Raw genomic sequence first — 20,357 nt, 5'->3', positions numbered from 1 at the left:
TAAGTAATTGTAATTACGTGGAGCACCCCACAAATTCCATGTTAATTGCAAGTATAAACTATTAACAATTGTCAAATTGGCCTAATGTGCCAAAGCTAAACCATTGAGGACGGCGACATGAAAGCCAAAGACAGGATGCGACTCAACGCATTCAAGGCATGCAGTATGTCACTGCTGATTTTGCTGACTGCTGCCTTTGCTTGCACAGCCAGTGCCGGGCCACGTGAACAGGCCAAACGAATTCATGACAGGATTGCGGGCGTACCTCCATCTGCCTCTGTACTTGATGACATGGCGCAGGATATTGCTGCCAACAGAAAGCTCGAAGCTGCATTTACTGCACTGGAAGATCCGGCTTTTTATAATGTAACGCTGAAAAACTTCGCAGCGCCCTGGACCAATGAGGCGATGACGCCTTTTGTCCCCTTGAACGATTACACCGCTACAGTGATCGGCCTGGTACGAGATGATGCAGATTTTCGAAGGGTGCTGTACGACAACATTTTATACGTAGGCACCTGGAACGATATACCGGCCTACTCCAACTCGAACAACAATCATTACGAGAAGATCGAAGAACTTGGCCACGACCTTTCCGACAAACAAAATTTCCGGCCCGAAAGTCAGTCAGCCTTCACCGGCCTGCCAGCGGACGCCACAGCCGGCGTAATAACATCTCGCGCAGCCGCCAGAGCTTTTTTCAGCGCAGGTACCAACCGTGCCATGTTCCGGTTTACCTTGATCAACCACATGTGCCGGGATCTGGAACAGGTAGCCGACGTAAACCTGTCCCCGGACAGAATTCGCCAGGACGTTTCACGAAGCCCGGGTGGCGATAGCCGTGTGTTCCTGAACAACTGCGTGGGTTGTCACACGGGCATGGACCCGATGACCCAGGCTTTTGCCTACTACGATTACGAATACAACCCGGACAGTGATCCTGATGGAATGCTTGGAAGACTCGTTTACAACACCGTTAATGACCCGGAGACTCAGTCACGGGTGCAGGGCAAGTACCTCATCAACTCCACCACCTTTGCCCCGGGGTATGTCACGCCGGACGACAAATGGGATAACTACTGGCGCCAGGGCACCAACCGGCGGCTAGATTGGGATGGGAGCTTACCCGGTTCGGGTCACGGTGCAAAAAGTCTTGGTGAAGAGTGGGCACGTTCCGGCGCCTTCGCAGAATGCCAGGTAAAGAAAGTATTCACGAACGTGTGCCTCAGACCGCCCTCCACCAGCGAAGACCATACTCAGGTCGAGACAATGGTGTCGAGTTTCAGGTCTCATAACTTCAATCTGAAGCAGGTGTTTGCCGAATCTGCTGTTTACTGTGCGGGGGAGTAACGCCTGATGAAAACACTAACGCTCCCCGGATCAAACCAACTCCGCTCCGCAGCACCTATTGCACTACTGATAGTGTTCACCCTCTTCCTCAGCGCCTGTGGTGGCGAGTCCACAGAGGCGCTGCCAAATACATCTTCTGGATCAAATACCATTAGCTACAGCGGCCCCGCACCGGCTACCGCTGATATACAGAGTTTTAAACTGAATGTCTGGGACAACCTTGTGCAGGACAATCGCTGTGGCTCATGCCACGGTGCGGGCGGCCAGTCGCCCACATTTGTTGACCAGAACAACATCAACAGCGCCTACGCCCAAGCTAGAACCATTGTAGATCTCACTGCACCCTCCCAATCCAGAATGGTGACCAAAGTAGCCGATGGCCATAACTGCTGGACAGGCAGTGACGTCGTCTGCGGGAATATTCTCACCACCTATATTTCGAAGTGGGCTGATGGAGCAGAGGGCTCTGTGAAAACGGTGGAGCTTCAAGCGCCGGTGCTCAAATCGCCTGGCTCAACCATCGCTTTCCCGGAAGGCAGCAGCGCCTTCGGAAGCACCGTTTATCCAGTATTGAGAACCTACTGCTCCGAATGCCATGGCGACGGTGGCCAAACACCTTACGTTGCCAGCGATAATGTAGATATCGCCTACCAACAATCCCAAAGCAGGATAGACCTTAACTCGCCGGAAAATTCCCGTTTTGTAGTCCGCCTGAGGAGAGATTTCCACAACTGCTGGGCAAATGGAGGTGAGACAGATTGCGACTGGTCTGCCGGCATGATGCAGATGGCTATTGAGCAGTTCGCAGAGCCATTATCACCCGAGCCAGTCGATCCTGCTCTGGTAGCCAGCAGGGCACTGGTACTGGATTCAGACGGCCTTCTCGCCAATTCTGGCGGGCGCTTTGAGGACAATATTGTTGCGCTGTATGAATTCCAATCTGGCCAGGGTCAGATCGCCTACGACACCAGCGGCGTCTCCACACCGCTAGATCTTACTCTCAGCGGCAACGTTGACTGGGTACTGGGCTGGGGAATCAATATAGGCCCCGAAGTCAAGCCGGAAAGTGCCCCTGTAATACCCGCCGGCAAAGCGCAAGGTTCGACCGCCAGCAGCAGCAAACTGCACAGCTTGCTGACAGGGTCCGGTGAATATGCCATCGAAGCCTGGGTCGCGCCGGGGAACATTACCCAGGAGGATGCAAGAATCATTACCTACTCTGGCTCCTCCACTGCCCGGAACGTAACACTGAGCCAGACCCTGCAACGGTACGAAGTGCTCCATCGCAGCACCACCAGCGATGAAAACGCTCCGTTCGCTACTCAAGATGGTGACCAACTCCTGCAGGCCACTCTTCAGCATGTTGTCGTGAACTATAGCCCTGGCACTGGGCGGCAGATCTATGTCAACGGCGAGCACTCCGGCGATCTCGACCCGGACGACCCTGGCCTGTTTTCCGATTGGGACGACAGCTTTGCGCTCGTTCTTGGGAACGAGACGGATGGCCGTTCTCCTTGGCAAGGTGTCATTCGCATGGTCGCCTTCCATAACCGGGCACTGACATCCGAACAGGTCAAAACAAACTTCGATGTAGGTGTAGGCCAGAAGTTCTACCTGCTGTTTGGTGTTTCCCATCTGATCGATGTGCCAGAAAGCTTTATCGTTTTTGATGTGAGCGTTTTTGACAACTACAGCTATCGCTTTACGGAGCCATTTTTCATCAGCCTTGATGAAACAGCTGAGCCATCAGGTATTCCACTAGAAGGCATGCGCTTGGGCATCAATGGTAAAGAGGCTACTGTCGGTCAAGCATGGGCAAACCTTAAGGTTACTCTGGATAGTTCCTCCTACGAGCCAGGAAAAGGCCAACCATTATCGCGGCAAGGCACGATCATCGCACTCGAGAATGGCCCGGGTAGCGACGAATTCTTCCTGACCTTCGATCGGCTCGGCAGCAGCACCTTCTCTCGTTCCGTGCCACCACTGCCCGGAACCGTCGCGCCAGCAATCCTGCCGCCCTCATCCCATATCGGCTTAAAAACCTTTGATGAGATTAATGAGTCCATGGCCCGCATGACCGGCATCCCGACCACCAACGCTGCGGTTGCAAATACATTCAACACGGTGAAACAGCAACTGCCCACCGTGGAGAATATCGAAGGCTTTCTTTCGTCACATCAAATGGCCATAACCCAGGTGGCAATTCAGTACTGCGATGCTCTTGTATCGAATGTCCAGAAAAGACAGAACTTCTTCCCGGGATTCGATTTTTCCGCACCTGCCGCCACAGCCTTTGATCATGGCGGCAAGAGCCAGATTACGGGACCTCTGTTAGCAACATTTGTGGGTGACAATCTCGGTAGTCAACCGAGTACACAGGTCATTGAAGATGCAGTGGGCAGCCTGATCGACCAACTCGCCCTGTGTGGCGGATCCACCTGCCCGAACGACCGCACCGAAACCATCGTTAAAGCAAGTTGTGCCGCTGTGCTTGGCAGCGCCACCACCCTGGTTCAGTAGAGGACTACGCTCATGTTTATACGCAAACCCCTGAAACGGCCTCTGGCCAATGGCGAGCCCCTCTTCCACAACGACCACGGGCGACCACGGACTCGCAGGGAGTTCATTGCACAAGGCTTCAGAGCTGGCACAGCGACGGTTGTTGGCACTTCAATGCTCGGCCTGTTCGCTAACCCCCGAATGGCAGCTGCCGAGTTGTCTGAACAAATAAAAGCAGAATGTGGCATCGGTATCGCAGGTGCAGGAAAAATCCCGTTTATCTGTTTTGATTTGGCCGGCGGTGCCAGCATTGCGGGCTCCAATGTGCTGATGGGCAAATCTGGTGGACAGATGGATTTTCTGAGCACGGCGGGCTACAGCAAACTGGGTATACCAGGTGACATGCTTCCGAACGATCCGGCGTTTGTTAACACAGAACTCGGGCTGGCGTTCCACTCAGACAGCGGTTTTTTGCGGGGTATCCAGCAAAGCACCAGCATGATGACCCGCTCACAGACCAACGGCGCGATTATTGCCGCACGCTCGGAAAACGACACCGGCAACAACCCGCACAACCCCATGTACGGTATCTATAAAGCCGGTGCCAACGGCTCCCTGCTCTCCCTGATCGGTTCACAAAGCACGGAATCAGGGGGCAACTCCATGGCGCCTATGAACCTCATTGATCCGAAAGTTCGGCCTACAAAAATCGACCGCCCATCCGATGCAATTGGATTGGTGGATGTGGGCGACCTGACCTCCATACTGAATCAGGCGGATGCGGTTTCTGTGATGGAGGCCGTTCAGCGTATCAGTGACGCTAAAATGAACCGCGTGAGCACCGGCCTCGGCACAGACGCCGAAAATGATATTCGTAAGCTGGTGCGGTGCGGCTATGCCAAGAGCGCCGATGTGGTTGACACCTATGGCGACCCGGCAATTCTTGACCCCGCCATAGATGAGCACATTGTCGGGGCTACTGGAATTTTCACTGAGGAGGAATTCAGGGCTAATCGGGAATTCCAGAAAACAGCATCCGTAATGAAGTTAGCGGTAAACGGCTATGCCGGCGCTGGCACCATCACCATGGGTGGCTATGACTACCACACTGGCGAGCGGGCAACCGGAGAGCGCCGGGATTTACTGGCTGGCCGCTGCATGGGCGCCTGCTTGGAATACGCGGCGAGAATGAACAAGCCGTTGATGCTGTATGTCTTCAGTGACGGCTCGTTATCCAGCAACGGCACCCTGGATGACTCAGAAGATGGCAGAGGCAAAGGCGTTTGGACAGGTGATAACCAGCAGACTGCGGCGTCCTTCTTCCTGGTTTACAATCCTAACGGCCGCCCTACCCCGATTCGAAATCAGATTGGCTTCATGCGGGGCGATGCCTCTGTGGAAACCGCTTCCAGCCCGGCTGCAAACAACGTAAACCAACTGGTGCAGACTGTTTTGCTGAACTACATGGCATTGCACGGCGAGCAAGCAGACTTTGCTTCGAGGTTCCTCGGCCATGGCTTGGGTAATGCAGCGAGTCAGGACCGGTTGATTGCGCTGGAATCTATTGTCTAACGCGGCAGCACACCCCCGGCATCCCCTTCACGATTCCGGGGGTGCCAACCCCTCTGTAAAGTGCATCATCCGCTGGTCATCAATAATAATCGCATCAATACCTGGTAGCTTCTCGATCATCTCCAGGCCCTTTTCCGGGCCAAGCACGAACACAGCCGTAGATAGCCCGTCAGTTGTCAGGGCATCACTGCCAATGATGGTAACGCTCTGCACACCTCGCACGGATTTCCCTGTACCGGGGGAAAGTATGTGGTGCACACGCTCGCCTTGCTCATCGATAAAAAACCGCTCGTAATCACCAGATGTGGAAATAGCGAGATCGGCAAGCGGCAACACCACAACATTGCGAGTTTCCGAACGGGGGTCACGAACACCCACAAGCCAGGGCCGGCCTCGCTTGTCGCCTAACAGACGCAAGTCGCCTCCCGCACTAAGCCGGGCATGGCTTACACCTGCCGCTGTCAAGCGCTCAATGCCCAGATCTACCGCATACCCCTTGGCAATGCCGCCCAAATCGATCAACAAACCTTTCTGGCGAAAGAAGACTGTTTGCGCCTCATCATCCAGAACAATGTCCTGAAAGTTGATATGGCCCAGCCTGGACCGAATTTCTTCAGGGGATGGCTGCTGCCGCTCCCGGTAGTCATACAGGTAGCCAACAGATCCGAAACTGATATCGAAAGCACCACCGCTAAGAACAGCTACTTCTTCGGCTTTCTTCAGAACCTCAAATAGGCCGGTGCTAACCTGTACGGGGCCATACGCTGCCTTACGATTAAGGCCAGAGAGTTCAGAGTCCTCTCTGTACCGGCTCATGCCCCTGTCTACTTGATGGAATACCGCCAGAACATCTTCCGCGACTGCATCAGCAGCGCTTTTTTCGTCAGCCCAAAACTCCAGTTCCACCGGTGTTGTCATGGCCGTATCTGTATATCGGAACCACTCGGCCTGAGCCATCGAAGGCACTAACAAGATAAACAGGAAAAATACAGAAGAATTCAAACCGATAAGCTCGCGGATATTAGTAGAATTGAAACGGTTTAGAGGCATCAGCGATCAGACAGCCCCTGCTCATGACTCAGTACGGCTTGCTTTCGTTTAACGCCCCAGCGGTAACCAGAAAGGCTGCCATCACCGCGCAACACTCGATGGCATGGCACAACCACCGCCAGCGGGTTAGCTGCACAAGCGCCTGCGACAGCTCTGGAGGCAGTGGGCATGCCTATCTGCTGTGCGATGTTCCCATAGCTGGACGAACATCCTGAAGGAATCTCTTGCAGTGCCTGCCAGACCTTGCATTGAAATTCCGTGCCACGAAGATCAAGTTCGACAGTGAGTGGTCTTCGGCTGTCGATCAGGTGGTTCATTACCTCGGTAAACCAAGGTGCCCGGAAATCGTTTGCATGGGTGAGTTCAGCGCGGGGGAAACGTTCAGCAAGGTCTTCAACCAATTCGTCGGCAGTCTCTCCTGGGAGCACAGCGCATACACCTTTTGGTGTACATGCAACCAGTACCTCTCCAAGGTAGCAGTGGCCGGTTTGCCATAGGATGGTTTCGCGCTGAGCGTTCTTGGCCGTCATGAAAAACTCCTCAGCATGGGCTCATCCGGTATTACGATACTCGTGAGTTCAAGCAAGCGTAATAGGGATCATGTCAGTGAGAAGGCAAACGTGCAATTTTTTATGCGGGATGGGATAAAGCGGCTTGCCGGGCACCGCCTGAATGACAGTGCCCGGCAAGTTACTACAACCTACTACCGGGCTCAGCTCTTGCGAGCATCTTCCCAGGTTTTAATCAGCTCATCATAAGGTACAGTTTGACCCTGCACTTTTTCATTCGCCAGTTTGGGCTTAGGTGCGCCAGGCTGATCGAACCAGTACTGCGGATCACGCGGCTCGTTCAGCTTTGGAGCGCAGGTGGTCAGAACATTGGCTCTCTGTAGCCGCTCCATAACCCGATCCTGAGCCTTTGCCAAACCATCAAGCGCTTCCTGCGCTGTGGCTTCGCCACTGGCTGCCTGAGCAACATACTGCCACCACAGCTGAGCCATCTTCGGGTAGTCGGGAATGTTGGTGCCGGTAGGCGTCCACTGAACCCTTGCAGGGCTGCGGTAGAACTCAACCAGGCCACCCAACTTAGGTGCCATTTCCGTCATCACGTCCGAGTTGATATCGGAATCGCGAATGGGAGTAAGGCCCGCCACAAGCTTTTCAAGTGACACTGTTTTCGACACAGTGAACTGTGCGTACAGCCATGCGGCCAAGCGGCGTTTTTCAGGTGTCGAGTTCAGGAACGTCCAGGAACCAACGTCCTGATAGCCCAGTTTCATGCCCTCTTCCCAGTATGGGCCACGTGGTGAAGGTGCCATGCGCCACTTGGGTAAACCTTCCTCGTTTACAACTGGCAGACCCTCTTCGATCATGCTGGCAGTAAAAGCTGTGTACCAGAAAATCTGCTGGGCAACATTGCCTTGAGCAGGCACTGGGCCGGACTCAGAGAAGGTCATCCCTGTGGCCTCTGGTGGCGCATACTTGCCCATCCATTCAACATACTTCTCCGTCGCATAAACAGCAGCCGGGCTGTTTGTAGCACCACCGCGGGAAACATCAGAACCAACAGGGTGGCAATCCTCTACCCGAACGCCCCATTCATCTACAGGTAAACCGTTAGGCAGGCCTTTGTCGCCAGCACCAGCCATGGAGAACCAGGCATCGGTGAAGCGCCATCCCAGGGAGGGATCCTTCTTGCCGTAGTCCATGTGGCCGTATACTTTTTTGCCGTCTATCTCTTTAACGTGAACCGAGAAAAACTCTGCAATGTCTTCGTAGGCAGACCAGTTAACAGGAACACCAAGCTCATAGCCGTATATATCTTTGAACTGTTTTTTCAGATCGTCACGCTCAAACCAGTCAGCGCGGAACCAGTACAGATTGGCAAACTGCTGCGTTGGCAACTGGTAAAGCTTGCCATCAGGCCCGGTGGTGAAATCGAGGCCGATGAAATCGTCAAGATCCAGGGTTGGCAGGGTTAGGTCCTTGCCCTCCCCGTTCATAATATCTTCAACCGCTACAACCTTACCGTACCTGACGTGAGTACCAATCAAGTCAGAGTCATTCACGTAGCCGTCATAGATGTTGCGCCCCGACTGCATCTGGGTTTGCAGCTTCTCGATAACATCCCCTTCCTGAATCAGGGTATGGGTAAGCTTGATGCCGGTAATGTCGGTGAAGGCCTTGGCCAACACGCTGGATTCGTATTCGTGGGTCGCAATGGTTTCCGAAACAACATTGATTTCCATGCCACGGAAAGACTCCGCAGCCTTGGTGAACCAGGCCATTTCTTCCATCTGCTGTTCTTTGGTAAGGGTAGACCGTTTGAACGAGTCGTTTACCCACTTTTCAGCTGCATCCGAGTACTGGTCAGCACTGGCCTGCAAGCTCAGGCCCATACTGACGGCACCGATTGCAGCGCCAAGCAGTAGGGTCTTAGGATATTTATTGTTTTTAAACATACCCAACCTCGTCATCTTTATTATGAATTGGGCGAAGAATACCTTCGCTCCGGTTTCGGCTTGTTACAGCTCTTGGTACCTCTAGCCTTGCCCTTCCGAAAACCAAACACTTATCACGTTCGTTCCTGGTGAAAAAATAGTTCGGTTTCGAATCCTTTACAACATTTAAGCAAGTTTATTCGGGGTGCGTTTATTGCACCCTGTTCAGCCTCTCTTCTAGCCCCATCGCAACAGAACCAGAAGCCAGACAACAGACACAGCCAACGCAACCCACAAAGTGATGTCACTAACCGCAAGGAAGGTGAGATGTATGTAGGCAGCCGAAAGCAAACCAATAAATAACCGGTCTCCGCGCGTTGTCTCTATTGGCAAAAAGCCTTTACGCTCTGTGCAGGGAGATACGATTTCGTAAACGGTCATTACCGCAAGAATCATGGCAATAACTGAAAAAAACACGATGACCGTAGGGGTCCAATTCATCCAGGCAATCATATGCTTTCTCCTTAAACGCGCCCGAGAGCGAAGCCTTTAGCCACATGGTTACGAACGAACCAGATAACCAGCAAGCCTGGGATTATTGTTAAAACGCCGGCTGCCGCCAGCACTCCCCAATCAATGCCACTCGCCCCTATGGTACGAGTCATGATTGCGCCAATGGGCTGAGCATCCACAGAGGTCAGTGTTCTGGCCAGAAGCAACTCAACCCACGAAAACATGAAGGCAAAGAAGGCCGTTACGCCGATACCTGAGCGAATCATCGGCAAAAACACTTTGATGAAGAATTTGGGAAAACTGTAGCCATCGATGTAAGCCATCTCATCGTATTCACGGGGAACGCCCTTCATGAACCCTTCAAGAATCCACACTGCCAAGGGCACGTTGAACAAACAATGCGCGAGTGCGACGGCGATGTGGGTATCGAAAAGCCCGATAGATGAATACAACTGGAAGAACGGCAGCAGGAAAACCGCCGGCGGTGCCATCCGGTTGCTGAGCAACCAGAAGAACAGATGCTTATCCCCCAGAAACTTGTACCGACTGAAGGCGTAGGCCGCAGGCAAAGCAACCAACAAGGTAATCACCACGTTGATAGACACATACGCCATTGAGTTGAGGTAGCCGTTATACCAACTGGGGTCTGTAAAGATCACGGCATAATTATCAAACGTGAAATTCTGCGGCCACAGCGTAAGCCCCCCCAGAATTTCACGGTTGGTTTTGAACGACATGTTCAGTAGCCAGTAAACCGGCGTAAGAAGGAGCAGGATGTATATTGTGATCCCGATGTTTTTATAGCCTGTTTGCCTCATCACACTCTCCTTATTTTTCTTTATCGGCGTGAGTAATGGCTGTGAAGAACAACCAGGAGATCAGCAATACGATCAGGAAGTAGATCAATGAGAATGCCGCTGCACGCCCAAGATCAAACTGCCCTATTGCCATGGTTGTCAGGGTCTGGCTAAGGAAGGTTGTCGAGCTTCCCGGCCCCCCGCCAGTGAGTACGAAGGGTTCGATATAGATCATGAAGCTGTCCATAAACCGCAACAGCACAGCGATGATCAATACGCTCTTGAGACGCGGAAGCTGGATATAACGAAACACCGCCCATTTGGAAGCACGGTCAATTTCAGCCGCTTGATAGAACGCCTCAGGAATAGCCCTCAATCCTGAGTAGCACAATAGAGCAACCAGAGGTGTCCAGTGCCAAACGTCCATAAGAAGGACGGTCAGCCAGGCATCTACTGTATCCCCGGTGTAGTTGTAATCGATGCCGGCCTGGTTCACCGCCCAACCAAATAATCCGATATCACCCCGGGCGAATATCTGCCAGATAGTCCCTACAACGTTCCAGGGAATAAGGAGCGGAATAGCGACCAGAATGAGGCAAAGTGACCCCTTGATTCCGGACTTGGGCATCATCAAGGCGACACCTATGCCCAAAGGAATCTGGATCAACAATACCGCGCCGGAGAAGGCAAACTGTCGGATTAATGAATCCTGCAATCGTTGATCCGTCAGAACTTCTTTAAACCACTCCGTACCAACGTAGTACGCTTGGCCCGGGCCAAAAATATCCTGAACCGAATAGTTCACCACCGTCATCAGTGGTATGAGTGCAGAAAAGGCTACTAGCAGGAAAACCGGCAGGACGAGCCACCAGGCTCTGTTATCCGGGATCTTGTCCATCACTGTTGCTCCTGTACCAGGAATTCATCCACATAAAGCATTAGCCACTGCGCCGGGAACAGGAGATTTACCTGGCTACCAATGCCGGCATCAAACTCTTCACTCTGGCGCACTTTCATCTGTTGCCCGCCAAGTTCTACCGTCACAATCTTGTAGGTACCCAGATCCTCCACATCCCGCACTTTAGCGGCGTAGGTGTCATCGGACATTACCGGGGAGATTTCGATAAACTCGGGCCGAATACCAACCTTCACGTTTTCCGATGTCATGGCTCCCAGAAGGTCTAACTGCCATGGCTCCAGGCGCAGTTCGGTTGAATCAAACCGAACGCCCCCCGAACATCTCTCCACCTCTAAAATGTTCATTCCGGGGCTACCGATGAAGTAGCCGACAAACGTGTGATTGGGTGCTTCGAAGAGTTCCGTGGGTGTACCGAACTGCACCACCTGCCCGTCGTACATCACGGCAATCCTGTCAGCAAACGTTGATGCCTCAAGCTGATCGTGGGTGACGTACACCATGGTGATATCAAACTGCTCGTGAATCTGCTTGAGCTTTCTACGCAACTTCCACTTAAGCTGAGGATCGATAACCGTCAAAGGTTCATCAAACAAAATGGCGGAGACATCTTCCCTCACCAAACCACGCCCCATAGAAACCTTTTGCTTTTCATCAGCCGTGAGGTTTTTCGCCTTCTTGTGCAGCTTGTCCTCAATCTCAAGCACCTCTGCAATTTCCTGCACGCGGGTTCTGATCTTTGCAGCGGGCACCTTGTTGTTCTTGAGAGGGAACGCCAGATTCTCGAATACGGTCATCGAGTCGTAGACCACGGGGAACTGGAACACTTGGGCAATATTCCTGTCTCGGGGTGACAGCTCATTCACCCGTTTGCCGTCAAACAGCACCTCCCCTTCAGAAGGCTGAACCAACCCGGAGATAATGTTCAGCATGGTGCTTTTGCCACAACCCGATGGCCCAAGCAGTGCATAGGCTCCGCCCTTGTGCCATACATGATCCAGCTGACGGATGGCGTAGTCACCGGGGCCCGATGGGTTGGCGCTGTAACTGTGCGCCAAAGATTTCAATTGAATTTCAGCCATCAGTTTGCACCTCCTGAAACCCGTGTTGGTGTGTGCACCAGCTGCTCATTACTATCGAACACAAACAGTTTGTTTACTGGTAAGTACACCTTGAGCGGCGCGCCAGTGTGGTACTGATGAACCCCCATCAACTGCAGCACCATCTCAAAATGGCTGTTTTCAACATGCATAAAGGTTTCAGAGCCACTGATCTCGCTGAGCGCAACTTCCATGGACATTTCGAGGTCATCATCATTCGCAGGCACCAGCGCAATGTGGCTGGGGCGAATCCCGAACCAATAGTCGCCAGGGGCCAGTCTTGCCAACTCTTGTGTTAGTGCGTGGTGTGAATATTCATCAAAGGTCACCTCGGTATCGCTTACACGGCCGCGAATGATGTTCATGGGGGGTTCACTGAACAACTGTGCTGCAAGGGTGTTAACGGGTGAACGATAAACATCCATAACAGGCCCGCTCTGAACAACGCCACCTTCATGTAACAGAGTTGTGGTGCCACCCAGCGCCAAAGCCTCATTGGCTTCCGTTGTTGCGTAAACTGCGATGCACTGACGCTCTCGAAACAGATCACGCAGCTCAGCACGAAGCTCTTCTCTCAACTTGTAGTCCAGATTCACCAGGGGTTCATCGAACAACACCAGCGTTGCATCTTTTACCAATGCTCGCGCCATAGCCGTTCGCTGTTGCTGGCCGCCAGAAAGTTCAAGAGGGTAACGTTTAAGCAGAGGTTCGATCTGTAGCATTGATGCCGTTTCTTTCACCCGGCGATCAATTTCAGAGCCTGACATTTTGGCAAGGCGGAGTGGTGATGCGATATTTTCGTAAACGCTGAGCGTAGGGTAATTGATGAACTGTTGATAAATCATCGATATGTTCCGGCGCTGCACACTTTGCCCGGTAACATCTTCCCCCTTGTAGAGCACACGACCCTTCGTCGGCTTATCAAGCCCGGCCATCAGGCGCATCATTGAGGTTTTGCCGGCGAGTGTCCGGCCAAGCAGAACATTGAAAGATCCCGCCTCAAAAGTGAGGTTGGCATCCCGAACGTAATCGACGCCGTCGACCGTGCGGGAGAGGTTCTCCAGCGTTAAGGACATAAGCTTTCCTTGTTATTCTTATGAAAGCGCATCCGGACTCAAAACGAACATCCGGAAACTTATTGTTTGTATTTAAGAACGCAAAGCGCATACCAATTTTTTCTTACAGGCCCCCAAAAGCCTCCCAACACTTTGAGTTAAGGCGATATTTAGAAATATGGTCAGTTTCATATTCGAAAATGGCTGTGTTCGCTTGAAAACACATTGTTCAAACAAGGCATTGACGTGAACAACGGTTAAACAGATTATTGAACAGTTCTCATACATCAACTGAACACATGCTCCCAAAAGCATCTCCTAAAACAAGAAAACGAACACAGGGATGTATCTGATGAAGAAGAGCGTACAAACGGAAATTCGAACAGACGTTTCTGAATCTTGGCAGCGTTGTATTGCCCTGGGCCTTGACCACGAAGGAGAACCGACTCAGCCAACACTCAGCACTGAGCATCTGCAAGATTTAACGCGCCAGTATGGTGAACTACTCGCCAGCGCAGAGGCTGAGGTGCTCCCCTACTACCGGAATGTACTTTCCAGCAGTCGCTGCCTGATTCTTCTGGCGAATCAGCAGGGCACGGTTCTAAAAAGCTGGGGAGACCAGCGCACCACTGAAACCCGGTTAAAATCCTGGTTTCAGCATGGCGCTAACTGGCAGGAGCAGCTATGTGGCACCAACGCCATAGGTACAGCCATAGCGACTGGGCGGGCGGTACAGGTACAAAGGAGCGAACATTTCCTGAAAGTGCACAGAAGCCTCATCGGTTCCGCAGCTCCCATATTCGATTCGAACAAAGAACTTACCGGTGTATTGAGTGTGTTCAGCGATGCATACCTGCCACAGGATCACACTCTCGGTATGGTGCGTCTGCTTGCTCAATCCGTTGAAAACCGGCTGCTCAATCGGAAATTTGAGGCGGACTTCTTTCAAATCATCCTTAACACGACCGCTGACAACTTCGACAGCCCCTGGTCAGGAATCCTCGTGTGTAATGATTCGGGTCGGGTTGTCGCCAGCAATCAACGAGCAGATCAGTTACTGGGTGTTCAAACAAAGAATGTCATGCTCGATGTACTGTTCACTGCTGAGCGCGGTGACATTCTTGGCCATCCGGAACAGACACCACTGCAACTGAAAACCAGGAGCAAGGTCCGACTCAGCGCCCTCGTAAAACGGCCTTCAACTATCCGAACAGCGCCTGCCGAGGTGTTGGCGGATGTGGAGCGCCACACTTTCTCTGATAATCCCGCAAGCTTTTCCAACCTCGAATACGGTGACGCCTCCGTGCGCCGATGTGCCGAGCAAAGCTTGAAAGTCCTGGAGCGAGGCGTTCCGGTTTTGATAACCGGTGAGACAGGTGTAGGAAAAGAAGTTCTGGTGAATGCGTTGCACAAGGCTTCGCACCGAAAAGACCAGCCACTGGTTGCCGTCAACTGCGCAGCTATACCGCCAGAACTTGTGGAATCAGAGCTGTTCGGTTACGAGCCCGGAGCATTTACAGGCGCTAGAGCTAAAGGCTCGCTTGGTTTGATCCGCAATGCTCACAAAGGCATTTTGTTTCTCGATGAGATTGGCGAAATGCCGGTTTCCGCCCAATCAAGGCTACTTCGGGTATTACAAGAACGGGTGGTTACGCCGGTGGGCGCAACAGTAAATGTTGCGGTTGATATTCTACTAATCACAGCCACCAATCGCTCCCCCCTATCCCGCATCGAATCCGGGCAGTTCCGGGCGGACCTTTATTATCGGATCAACGGCCTGTCTGTGGAGCTGCCGGCCTTAAGACACCGTAAAGATATACGAAGCCTGATTCAGCATATCTATCAGCAACATCGAGATCCGGGCCAAAGTGAATCTTTAGCCCCTCAGCTATTATCCGCGCTGGAAAATCACTCCTGGCCAGGCAACATTCGCCAGCTGGTAAACGTTTTGAAAGTGGCCATCGCCTTGGCAGATGGCGAGGTCGTACAGATTTGGCACCTGCCTGCAGACTTTCTCGCCGAGTTCGGCGGCACAACACCGGCAGACGAAATTGCTGGTTCCGAGCACTCAGATGATTTCAAGCCTGAGCCAGCTAAGATTCCCTGCCGGCGGGAGGGCGATGAGCGTAATAGCCATGCCCATATATTGCAGGTTTATCACAGGTGCAAAGGTAACGTGTCCAGCACGGCCAGGGAGCTTTCGATCAGTCGAAACACGCTATACAAACGACTACGGGAGTTGGGGGTTCGCTAACCCCCAACTCCCGGCTATGCCTACTGATCTCAACGGGGCTGATCAGAGCTTCTGAACGGCATGAATCCATCCCTCATACAGCTCATCGCGCTTTTGTTTCGTCATGATGGGCTCAAAGCTACGGTCACACCGCCACAATTCCGAGAGCTCGTCGAGTGACTCATAAACCCCTGCTTTGAGCCCCGCCAAATACGCCACACCCAAAGCGGTTGTTTCAATAACGGATGGCCTGTCTACTCTCGCGCCCAGAATGTCTGCAAGGAACTGAAGCACCCAATTATTCGCCACCATACCGCCATCAACCCGCAGAGTGATCGGTCGCATACCGTCTTTTTCCATGGCTTTCTGCAAATCTTTGGTTTGATAACACACCGACTGCAGCCCCGCAGTTACGATTTCTTTTATGCCCGTATCTCTGGTCAAACCAAAAATCGCTCCCCGCGCGTTGGGATCCCAGTAAGGCGCACCCAACCCGGTAAATGCAGGCACAAGATACACACCGTGATCTAGCGGAGTATCCTTTGCCAATGGCTCTGTGTCGCAGGCGTTCTCAATTAACTGCAGACCATCGCGCAACCATTGAATCGCCGCGCCCGCCACAAAAATACTGCCTTCCATGGCGTAGGTAGGCTTGCCATTCAAGCGGTAGGCCACTGTTGTTAACAGCCTGTGCTCTGATTTCAAAGCCTTCTCGCCCGTGTTGAGCATGAGAAAGCAGCCAGTGCCGTAGGTGCTTTTGGCCATTCCTACATCGAAGCAGGTCTGGCCGAACAGGGCTGCTTGCTGATCACCCGCCACACCAAGCACCGACACCCCATTGAGGGCTTCACACTTAGTGATCTCACCAAAATCGTCAGCGGAATCCAGCACCTCGGGCAACAGGGATTCAGGAATGTTGAACAGCTCAAGCAGATCCGAGTCCCACTGCTGGGTGTGGATGTTGAACAGTAAGGTTCGGCTTGCGTTAGTGGCGTCAGTTTTGTGCACGCGGCCACCAGTCAGACGCCAGAGCAAAAACGTATCAACCGTTCCAAAGGCGAGCTCTCCCCGCTCTGCACGCTCACGGGCACCAGGAACATTATCAAGAATCCAGCGAATTTTGGTGGCAGAAAAATAGGGATCAATTAACAGACCGGTTTTGCTGTGAACTGCAGGTTCACGGCTCGCGCTCTTAAGGGACTTACAATAGGAAGCTGTTCGGCGATCCTGCCACACAATCGCGTTGTAAACCGGTTTACCTGTATTCCTGTCCCAAACGATGGTGGTTTCCCGCTGATTGGTGATGCCTACTGCAACAACCTCATCATCTACTCCGCACTCCTCCGCCATGACCTCATTACAAGTCTTGGTGACGGTTGACCAGATATCCTCTGGATCGTGCTCAACCCACCCGCTATCTGGAAAATGCTGAGTAAATTCCTGCTGGCGTACGGCGTGAATGTTGCCTTTCAAATCAAACAGTATGGCTCGGGAACTGGTTGTGCCCTGATCAATGGATAGCAGGTACTGGCTCATCGCTATTTCGTCCTCGCTTTCTTATTTGTTCGTATGTTTACTTTTTTGAATATGATTGCCAAGAGATTTCGCAAACATCATCTGCTGACGAACAGATAAGTGGCTCTAAATGCTGTATAAAACGCTCAAAAAGACTAAACTTTACTCTACCTGAGTTTATAATTGCTCATTATTTCGCATAAGAACAACCACAGGGTGGAGGCTTTTTGAATGGCACAGCGGCGGCGACAGGATCAGATTATAGAACTGATCCAACAGAACGGCTTTGTAACCACCGAGCAGCTGGTAGACCAATTCAAGGTAACCCCACAAACAATCCGCCGGGATCTGAACGAACTCGCCAAAGAGAACAAGTTACGCCGACATCACGGCGGGGCCGGGATTGACTCCAGCACCATGAATACCTCCTACCATGATCGAAAGATCATGGATCTGGAAGCAAAGGAACGCATTGCCGAAGCCATGGTTGCAATGATTCCTGATAACTCTTCAATGTTCATTAATATTGGCACCACCACCGAAACCATCGCCAAAGCCCTGCTCCAGAAAAATAACTTGCAGGTTGTGACCAACAACCTGCACGTTGCCTCCATCCTTTCTGCCAAGGAGGATTTTCATGTGATCATTGCCGGCGGCGAGGTCAGAAGTCGTGATGGTGGCATAGTGGGCGAGGCAACCCGCGACTTTATCAATCAATTCAAAATGGACTTCGGCATCATCGGAATCAGCGGTATCCACAACGATGGCTCACTGCTTGATTTCGACTACCGCGAAGTTCGGGTGGCGCAGGCTATTATCGCGAATTCCAATCAAGTATTACTCGCCGCTGACCATTCCAAGTTCGGTCGAAATGCAATGGTCAGGCTGGGCAATATATCGCAGGCAGATCATGTATTTACCGACCAAAAGCCACCTGTCGAAATCTCCCGGATTCTGAAAGAGAACAGCATCAAGCTCCACATTGTTTGAGAGGCCCCCAAGCATTGAGCAAACAGCTCAATTTTATCACCCTTCGCAATTTTCGTTTTTTTTCCATATTTTCCTTTACGAAAACCAAAGTCTTTCGCATACTATTCAAATAACCTATTTAGCTTCAGAAAAGTTCGCTTTCAGCACATCGAATTGGCGTCTTTTCCCACAGCACCAGGAGATGACTAGCAATGACTATGGGGCATGAACAGTACGATGTTGTCGTGGTTGGCGGCGGTGTCAACGGCACAGGAATAGCGATGGATGCGGCTGGCCGCAACCTCAAGGTGCTGCTCTGTGAAATGAATGACCTGGCATCTGCAACCTCCTCGAACAGCAGCAAGCTCATTCACGGCGGGCTTCGCTATCTTGAGCACTATGAGTTCCGGCTTGTGCAAAAAGCCTTGGCTGAGCGCGAGTCTCTACTCAAGAACTCACCCCATATCATGCGGCCATTGCGCTTTCGTCTTCCCCATCGCCCTCACCTGAGACCAGCCTGGATGATTCGAACAGGCTTGTTCCTTTATGACCACTTGGCAAAACGTGAAATGCTCCCGGGGTCGCGCTCAATCCGCTTCGATAAGTCAGGGCCATTGAAGCCGGACATCACCAAAGGGTTTGAGTACTCCGACGGTTGGGTTGATGACGCAAGACTGGTCATTCTCACTGCAAAAAAGGCACAGGAGTCGGGTGCAACCATACTCACCCGAACCAAGTGCGTGAATGCAGTACGTGGAGACAAGAACTGGACTGTTACCCTCCGCAATATGGTCAGCAAAGAAGAGAAAACCGTTTCAGCCAAGGTTATTGTTAACGCCTCTGGCCCTTGGGTAAGCAAGCTGTTTGGAGAAACGCTCTCCATGCCAGCCCCCAAAACGATTCGAATGGTTAAAGGCAGCCATATTGTTGTGCCCAAGATCAACCAGGATGAGGAAGCCTACATTCTCCAGAATGAAGACGAGCGCATCGTGTTTGTGATCCCCTATGAGGATCAATTCTCTCTGGTGGGCACTACTGATGTTGAGTACGAGGGCGACCCCAAGGATGCCAAAATCTCTCCGGAAGAGACAGACTACCTGCTGAAGATTGTGAATGCGCACTTTGTCAGGCAGCTGGAACCCTCAGATGTGGTGTGGTCCTACTCCGGTGTCAGGCCGCTAATGGACGGTGAAGAGGAAAACGCCCAAAAAGCCTCCCGCGACTACTCCTTTGAGATTGATCAGGCAAAAGGCAAGGCGCCTTTGATTTCAGTTTTCGGTGGTAAAATAACCACCTACAGAAAGCTGGCTGAGGTCGCAACCAACAAGCTTTGCCACTTTTTCCCCGAAGCCAGTGGCCGCTGGACGAAAACCGCAGTTTTGCCTGGCGGTGACTTTGCTACCAAGGATAGCCTTTCAGCCGAACTCAAGCAGGATTACCCTTGGTTAGCTGACGACATTATTAGCCGTTATGTGAGGACTTACGGCACAGCCTCCCGCGAACTCCTGCAGGGTTGTACCTCTGTGGAGGAGCTAGGCCAACTCTTTACCGGCAACCTGTATGAGAAAGAGGTTCAGCACCTTGTGAAACACGAGTGGGCAATGACTTCAGAGGACATCCTGTGGCGCAGAACCAAACAGGGGCTCTATGCGTCAACCAGTGATGTTGAAGCACTTGATGCCTACCTTGAGAAAAACTTATAGCAGTTTGGCTATCCGCTCTTGAAGCTCCGGAATCACCTCGGATTCAAACCAGGGATTCCGGCGCAACCAGAGGTTATTGCGCGGGCTTGGATGGGGCATTGGCAGCTTTTCTGGCCAGAAATCTCGCCAGTTCCGGACGTTTTCCGTAACAGATTTCTTTGCACCGGGTAAATGCCAGGCATGGGCGTACTGCCCTATCACCAGAGTCAGCGCGATATTGGGCAAGCGCTCAAGCAATGCACTACGCCATGCTGGCGCGCATTCCGGCCTTGGCGGCAGATCACCGGATTTCCCGGTTCCAGGGTAACAGAACCCCATGGGCAAAATGGCCAGCTTTCGGTCATCGTAAAAATCTTCCCGCGTAATCCCCATCCACTGCCGCAACCGGTCACCGCTTGGATCGTTGAACGGCACGCCTGTTTCGTGAACCCGCGTTCCGGGTGCTTGCCCCACAACAAGAATTCTGGACTCCGGAGACAGCTGCACAACCGGCCGCGGCCCCAGTGGCAAGAAGTCCGCGCACAGAGTGCAGGCGCGTACCTGCTGAACCAGCTCATCAAAAGACAGGTGGGCAAGTTTATCCGTCATAGACTCCAAATCATCCCGGCGATTGCATAAGAATCAATTTCCCGTAACCATAGAGCT

Annotated in this window: 16 protein-coding genes; 6 read left to right on the top strand and 10 right to left on the bottom strand. The window is 52.3% G+C overall.

Annotation, left to right across the window (positions count from 1 at the left end; translation table 11 throughout):
• The first annotated feature begins 117 nt into the window (after positions 1 to 117).
• From AADB16_RS09585 to AADB16_RS09575, 3 genes are read left to right on the top strand one after another with little or no spacing between them, the layout of a single operon-like run.
• Positions 118 to 1,350, top strand: a complete 1,233-nt coding sequence (locus AADB16_RS09585) for a hypothetical protein (RefSeq protein ID WP_410802907.1) — start codon at positions 118 to 120, stop codon at positions 1,348 to 1,350.
• Between the two features lie 6 nt (positions 1,351 to 1,356).
• Entirely contained in the window at positions 1,357 to 3,870 is a 2,514-nt protein-coding gene (locus AADB16_RS09580) for a LamG domain-containing protein (protein ID WP_410802905.1), read from the top strand.
• Positions 3,871 to 3,882: 12 nt separating this feature from the next.
• Positions 3,883 to 5,421 carry a hypothetical protein gene (locus tag AADB16_RS09575; RefSeq protein WP_410802903.1) on the top strand — a complete coding sequence of 513 codons (1,539 nt, stop codon included), beginning with the start codon at positions 3,883 to 3,885 and terminating at the stop codon, positions 5,419 to 5,421.
• A 27-nt stretch (positions 5,422 to 5,448) separates the two neighbouring features.
• On the opposite strand, the gene AADB16_RS09570 is transcribed toward AADB16_RS09575, so the two are convergent.
• From AADB16_RS09570 to AADB16_RS09535, 8 genes are all read right to left on the bottom strand, one after another.
• Entirely contained in the window at positions 5,449 to 6,423 is a 975-nt protein-coding gene (locus tag AADB16_RS09570) for an FAD:protein FMN transferase (protein WP_410802901.1), read from the bottom strand.
• A gap of 47 nt (positions 6,424 to 6,470) precedes the next feature.
• Positions 6,471 to 7,001, bottom strand: a complete 531-nt coding sequence (locus tag AADB16_RS09565) for a methylated-DNA--[protein]-cysteine S-methyltransferase (protein WP_410802899.1) — start codon at positions 6,999 to 7,001, stop codon at positions 6,471 to 6,473.
• Positions 7,002 to 7,183: 182 nt separating this feature from the next.
• Complete coding sequence (locus tag AADB16_RS09560; protein ID WP_410802897.1) at positions 7,184 to 8,932, bottom strand: extracellular solute-binding protein; 1,749 nt, start codon at positions 8,930 to 8,932, stop codon at positions 7,184 to 7,186.
• A 216-nt stretch (positions 8,933 to 9,148) separates the two neighbouring features.
• On the bottom strand, positions 9,149 to 9,424 hold the full coding sequence (locus AADB16_RS09555; RefSeq protein ID WP_410802895.1) for a DUF2160 domain-containing protein: 276 nt from the start codon (positions 9,422 to 9,424) through the stop codon (positions 9,149 to 9,151).
• Between the two features lie 11 nt (positions 9,425 to 9,435).
• A complete protein-coding gene (locus AADB16_RS09550) occupies positions 9,436 to 10,242 on the bottom strand; it encodes a carbohydrate ABC transporter permease (RefSeq protein WP_200200998.1) in 807 nt (268 codons plus the stop codon).
• A gap of 10 nt (positions 10,243 to 10,252) precedes the next feature.
• Entirely contained in the window at positions 10,253 to 11,119 is an 867-nt protein-coding gene (locus AADB16_RS09545; RefSeq protein WP_309043203.1) for a carbohydrate ABC transporter permease, read from the bottom strand.
• On the bottom strand, positions 11,119 to 12,219 hold the full coding sequence (locus tag AADB16_RS09540; RefSeq protein ID WP_410802893.1) for an ABC transporter ATP-binding protein: 1,101 nt from the start codon (positions 12,217 to 12,219) through the stop codon (positions 11,119 to 11,121). Before AADB16_RS09540 ends, AADB16_RS09545 begins: the two co-directional genes overlap by 1 nt.
• Positions 12,219 to 13,313 (bottom strand): ABC transporter ATP-binding protein, encoded by a 1,095-nt coding sequence (locus AADB16_RS09535; protein ID WP_410802891.1) that lies wholly within the window; start codon positions 13,311 to 13,313, stop codon positions 12,219 to 12,221. Before AADB16_RS09535 ends, AADB16_RS09540 begins: the two co-directional genes overlap by 1 nt.
• Before the next feature lie 331 nt (positions 13,314 to 13,644).
• Here AADB16_RS09535 and AADB16_RS09530 point away from each other — a divergent pair, with 331 nt between their 5' ends.
• The gene (locus AADB16_RS09530) at positions 13,645 to 15,546 is read left to right on the top strand and encodes a sigma-54-dependent Fis family transcriptional regulator (RefSeq protein WP_410802889.1); all 1,902 of its coding nucleotides are present in this window, start codon (positions 13,645 to 13,647) and stop codon (positions 15,544 to 15,546) included.
• 42 nt (positions 15,547 to 15,588) lie between these two features.
• Here the strand turns inward: AADB16_RS09530 and glpK are convergent, their stop codons facing one another.
• On the bottom strand, positions 15,589 to 17,061 hold the full coding sequence (gene glpK, locus AADB16_RS09525) for a glycerol kinase GlpK (RefSeq protein WP_410802887.1): 1,473 nt from the start codon (positions 17,059 to 17,061) through the stop codon (positions 15,589 to 15,591).
• 210 nt (positions 17,062 to 17,271) lie between these two features.
• Here glpK and AADB16_RS09520 point away from each other — a divergent pair, with 210 nt between their 5' ends.
• The gene (locus AADB16_RS09520; protein WP_410802885.1) at positions 17,272 to 18,030 is read left to right on the top strand and encodes a DeoR/GlpR family transcriptional regulator; all 759 of its coding nucleotides are present in this window, start codon (positions 17,272 to 17,274) and stop codon (positions 18,028 to 18,030) included.
• A 191-nt stretch (positions 18,031 to 18,221) separates the two neighbouring features.
• A complete protein-coding gene (gene glpD, locus AADB16_RS09515; protein WP_410802883.1) occupies positions 18,222 to 19,712 on the top strand; it encodes a glycerol-3-phosphate dehydrogenase in 1,491 nt (496 codons plus the stop codon).
• Here the strand turns inward: glpD and AADB16_RS09510 are convergent.
• Complete coding sequence (locus AADB16_RS09510; RefSeq protein ID WP_410802881.1) at positions 19,707 to 20,300, bottom strand: uracil-DNA glycosylase family protein; 594 nt, start codon at positions 20,298 to 20,300, stop codon at positions 19,707 to 19,709. The two genes, glpD and AADB16_RS09510, sit on opposite strands and share 6 nt — an antisense overlap.
• Positions 20,301 to 20,357: the final 57 nt, after the last annotated feature.

The sequence above is a fragment of the Marinobacter sp. KMM 10035 genome, assembly GCF_046537445.1.
Taxonomy (GTDB): Bacteria; Pseudomonadota; Gammaproteobacteria; order Pseudomonadales; family Oleiphilaceae; genus Marinobacter; species Marinobacter sediminicola.
This window is presented reverse-complemented; position numbering and strand designations above follow the sequence as displayed.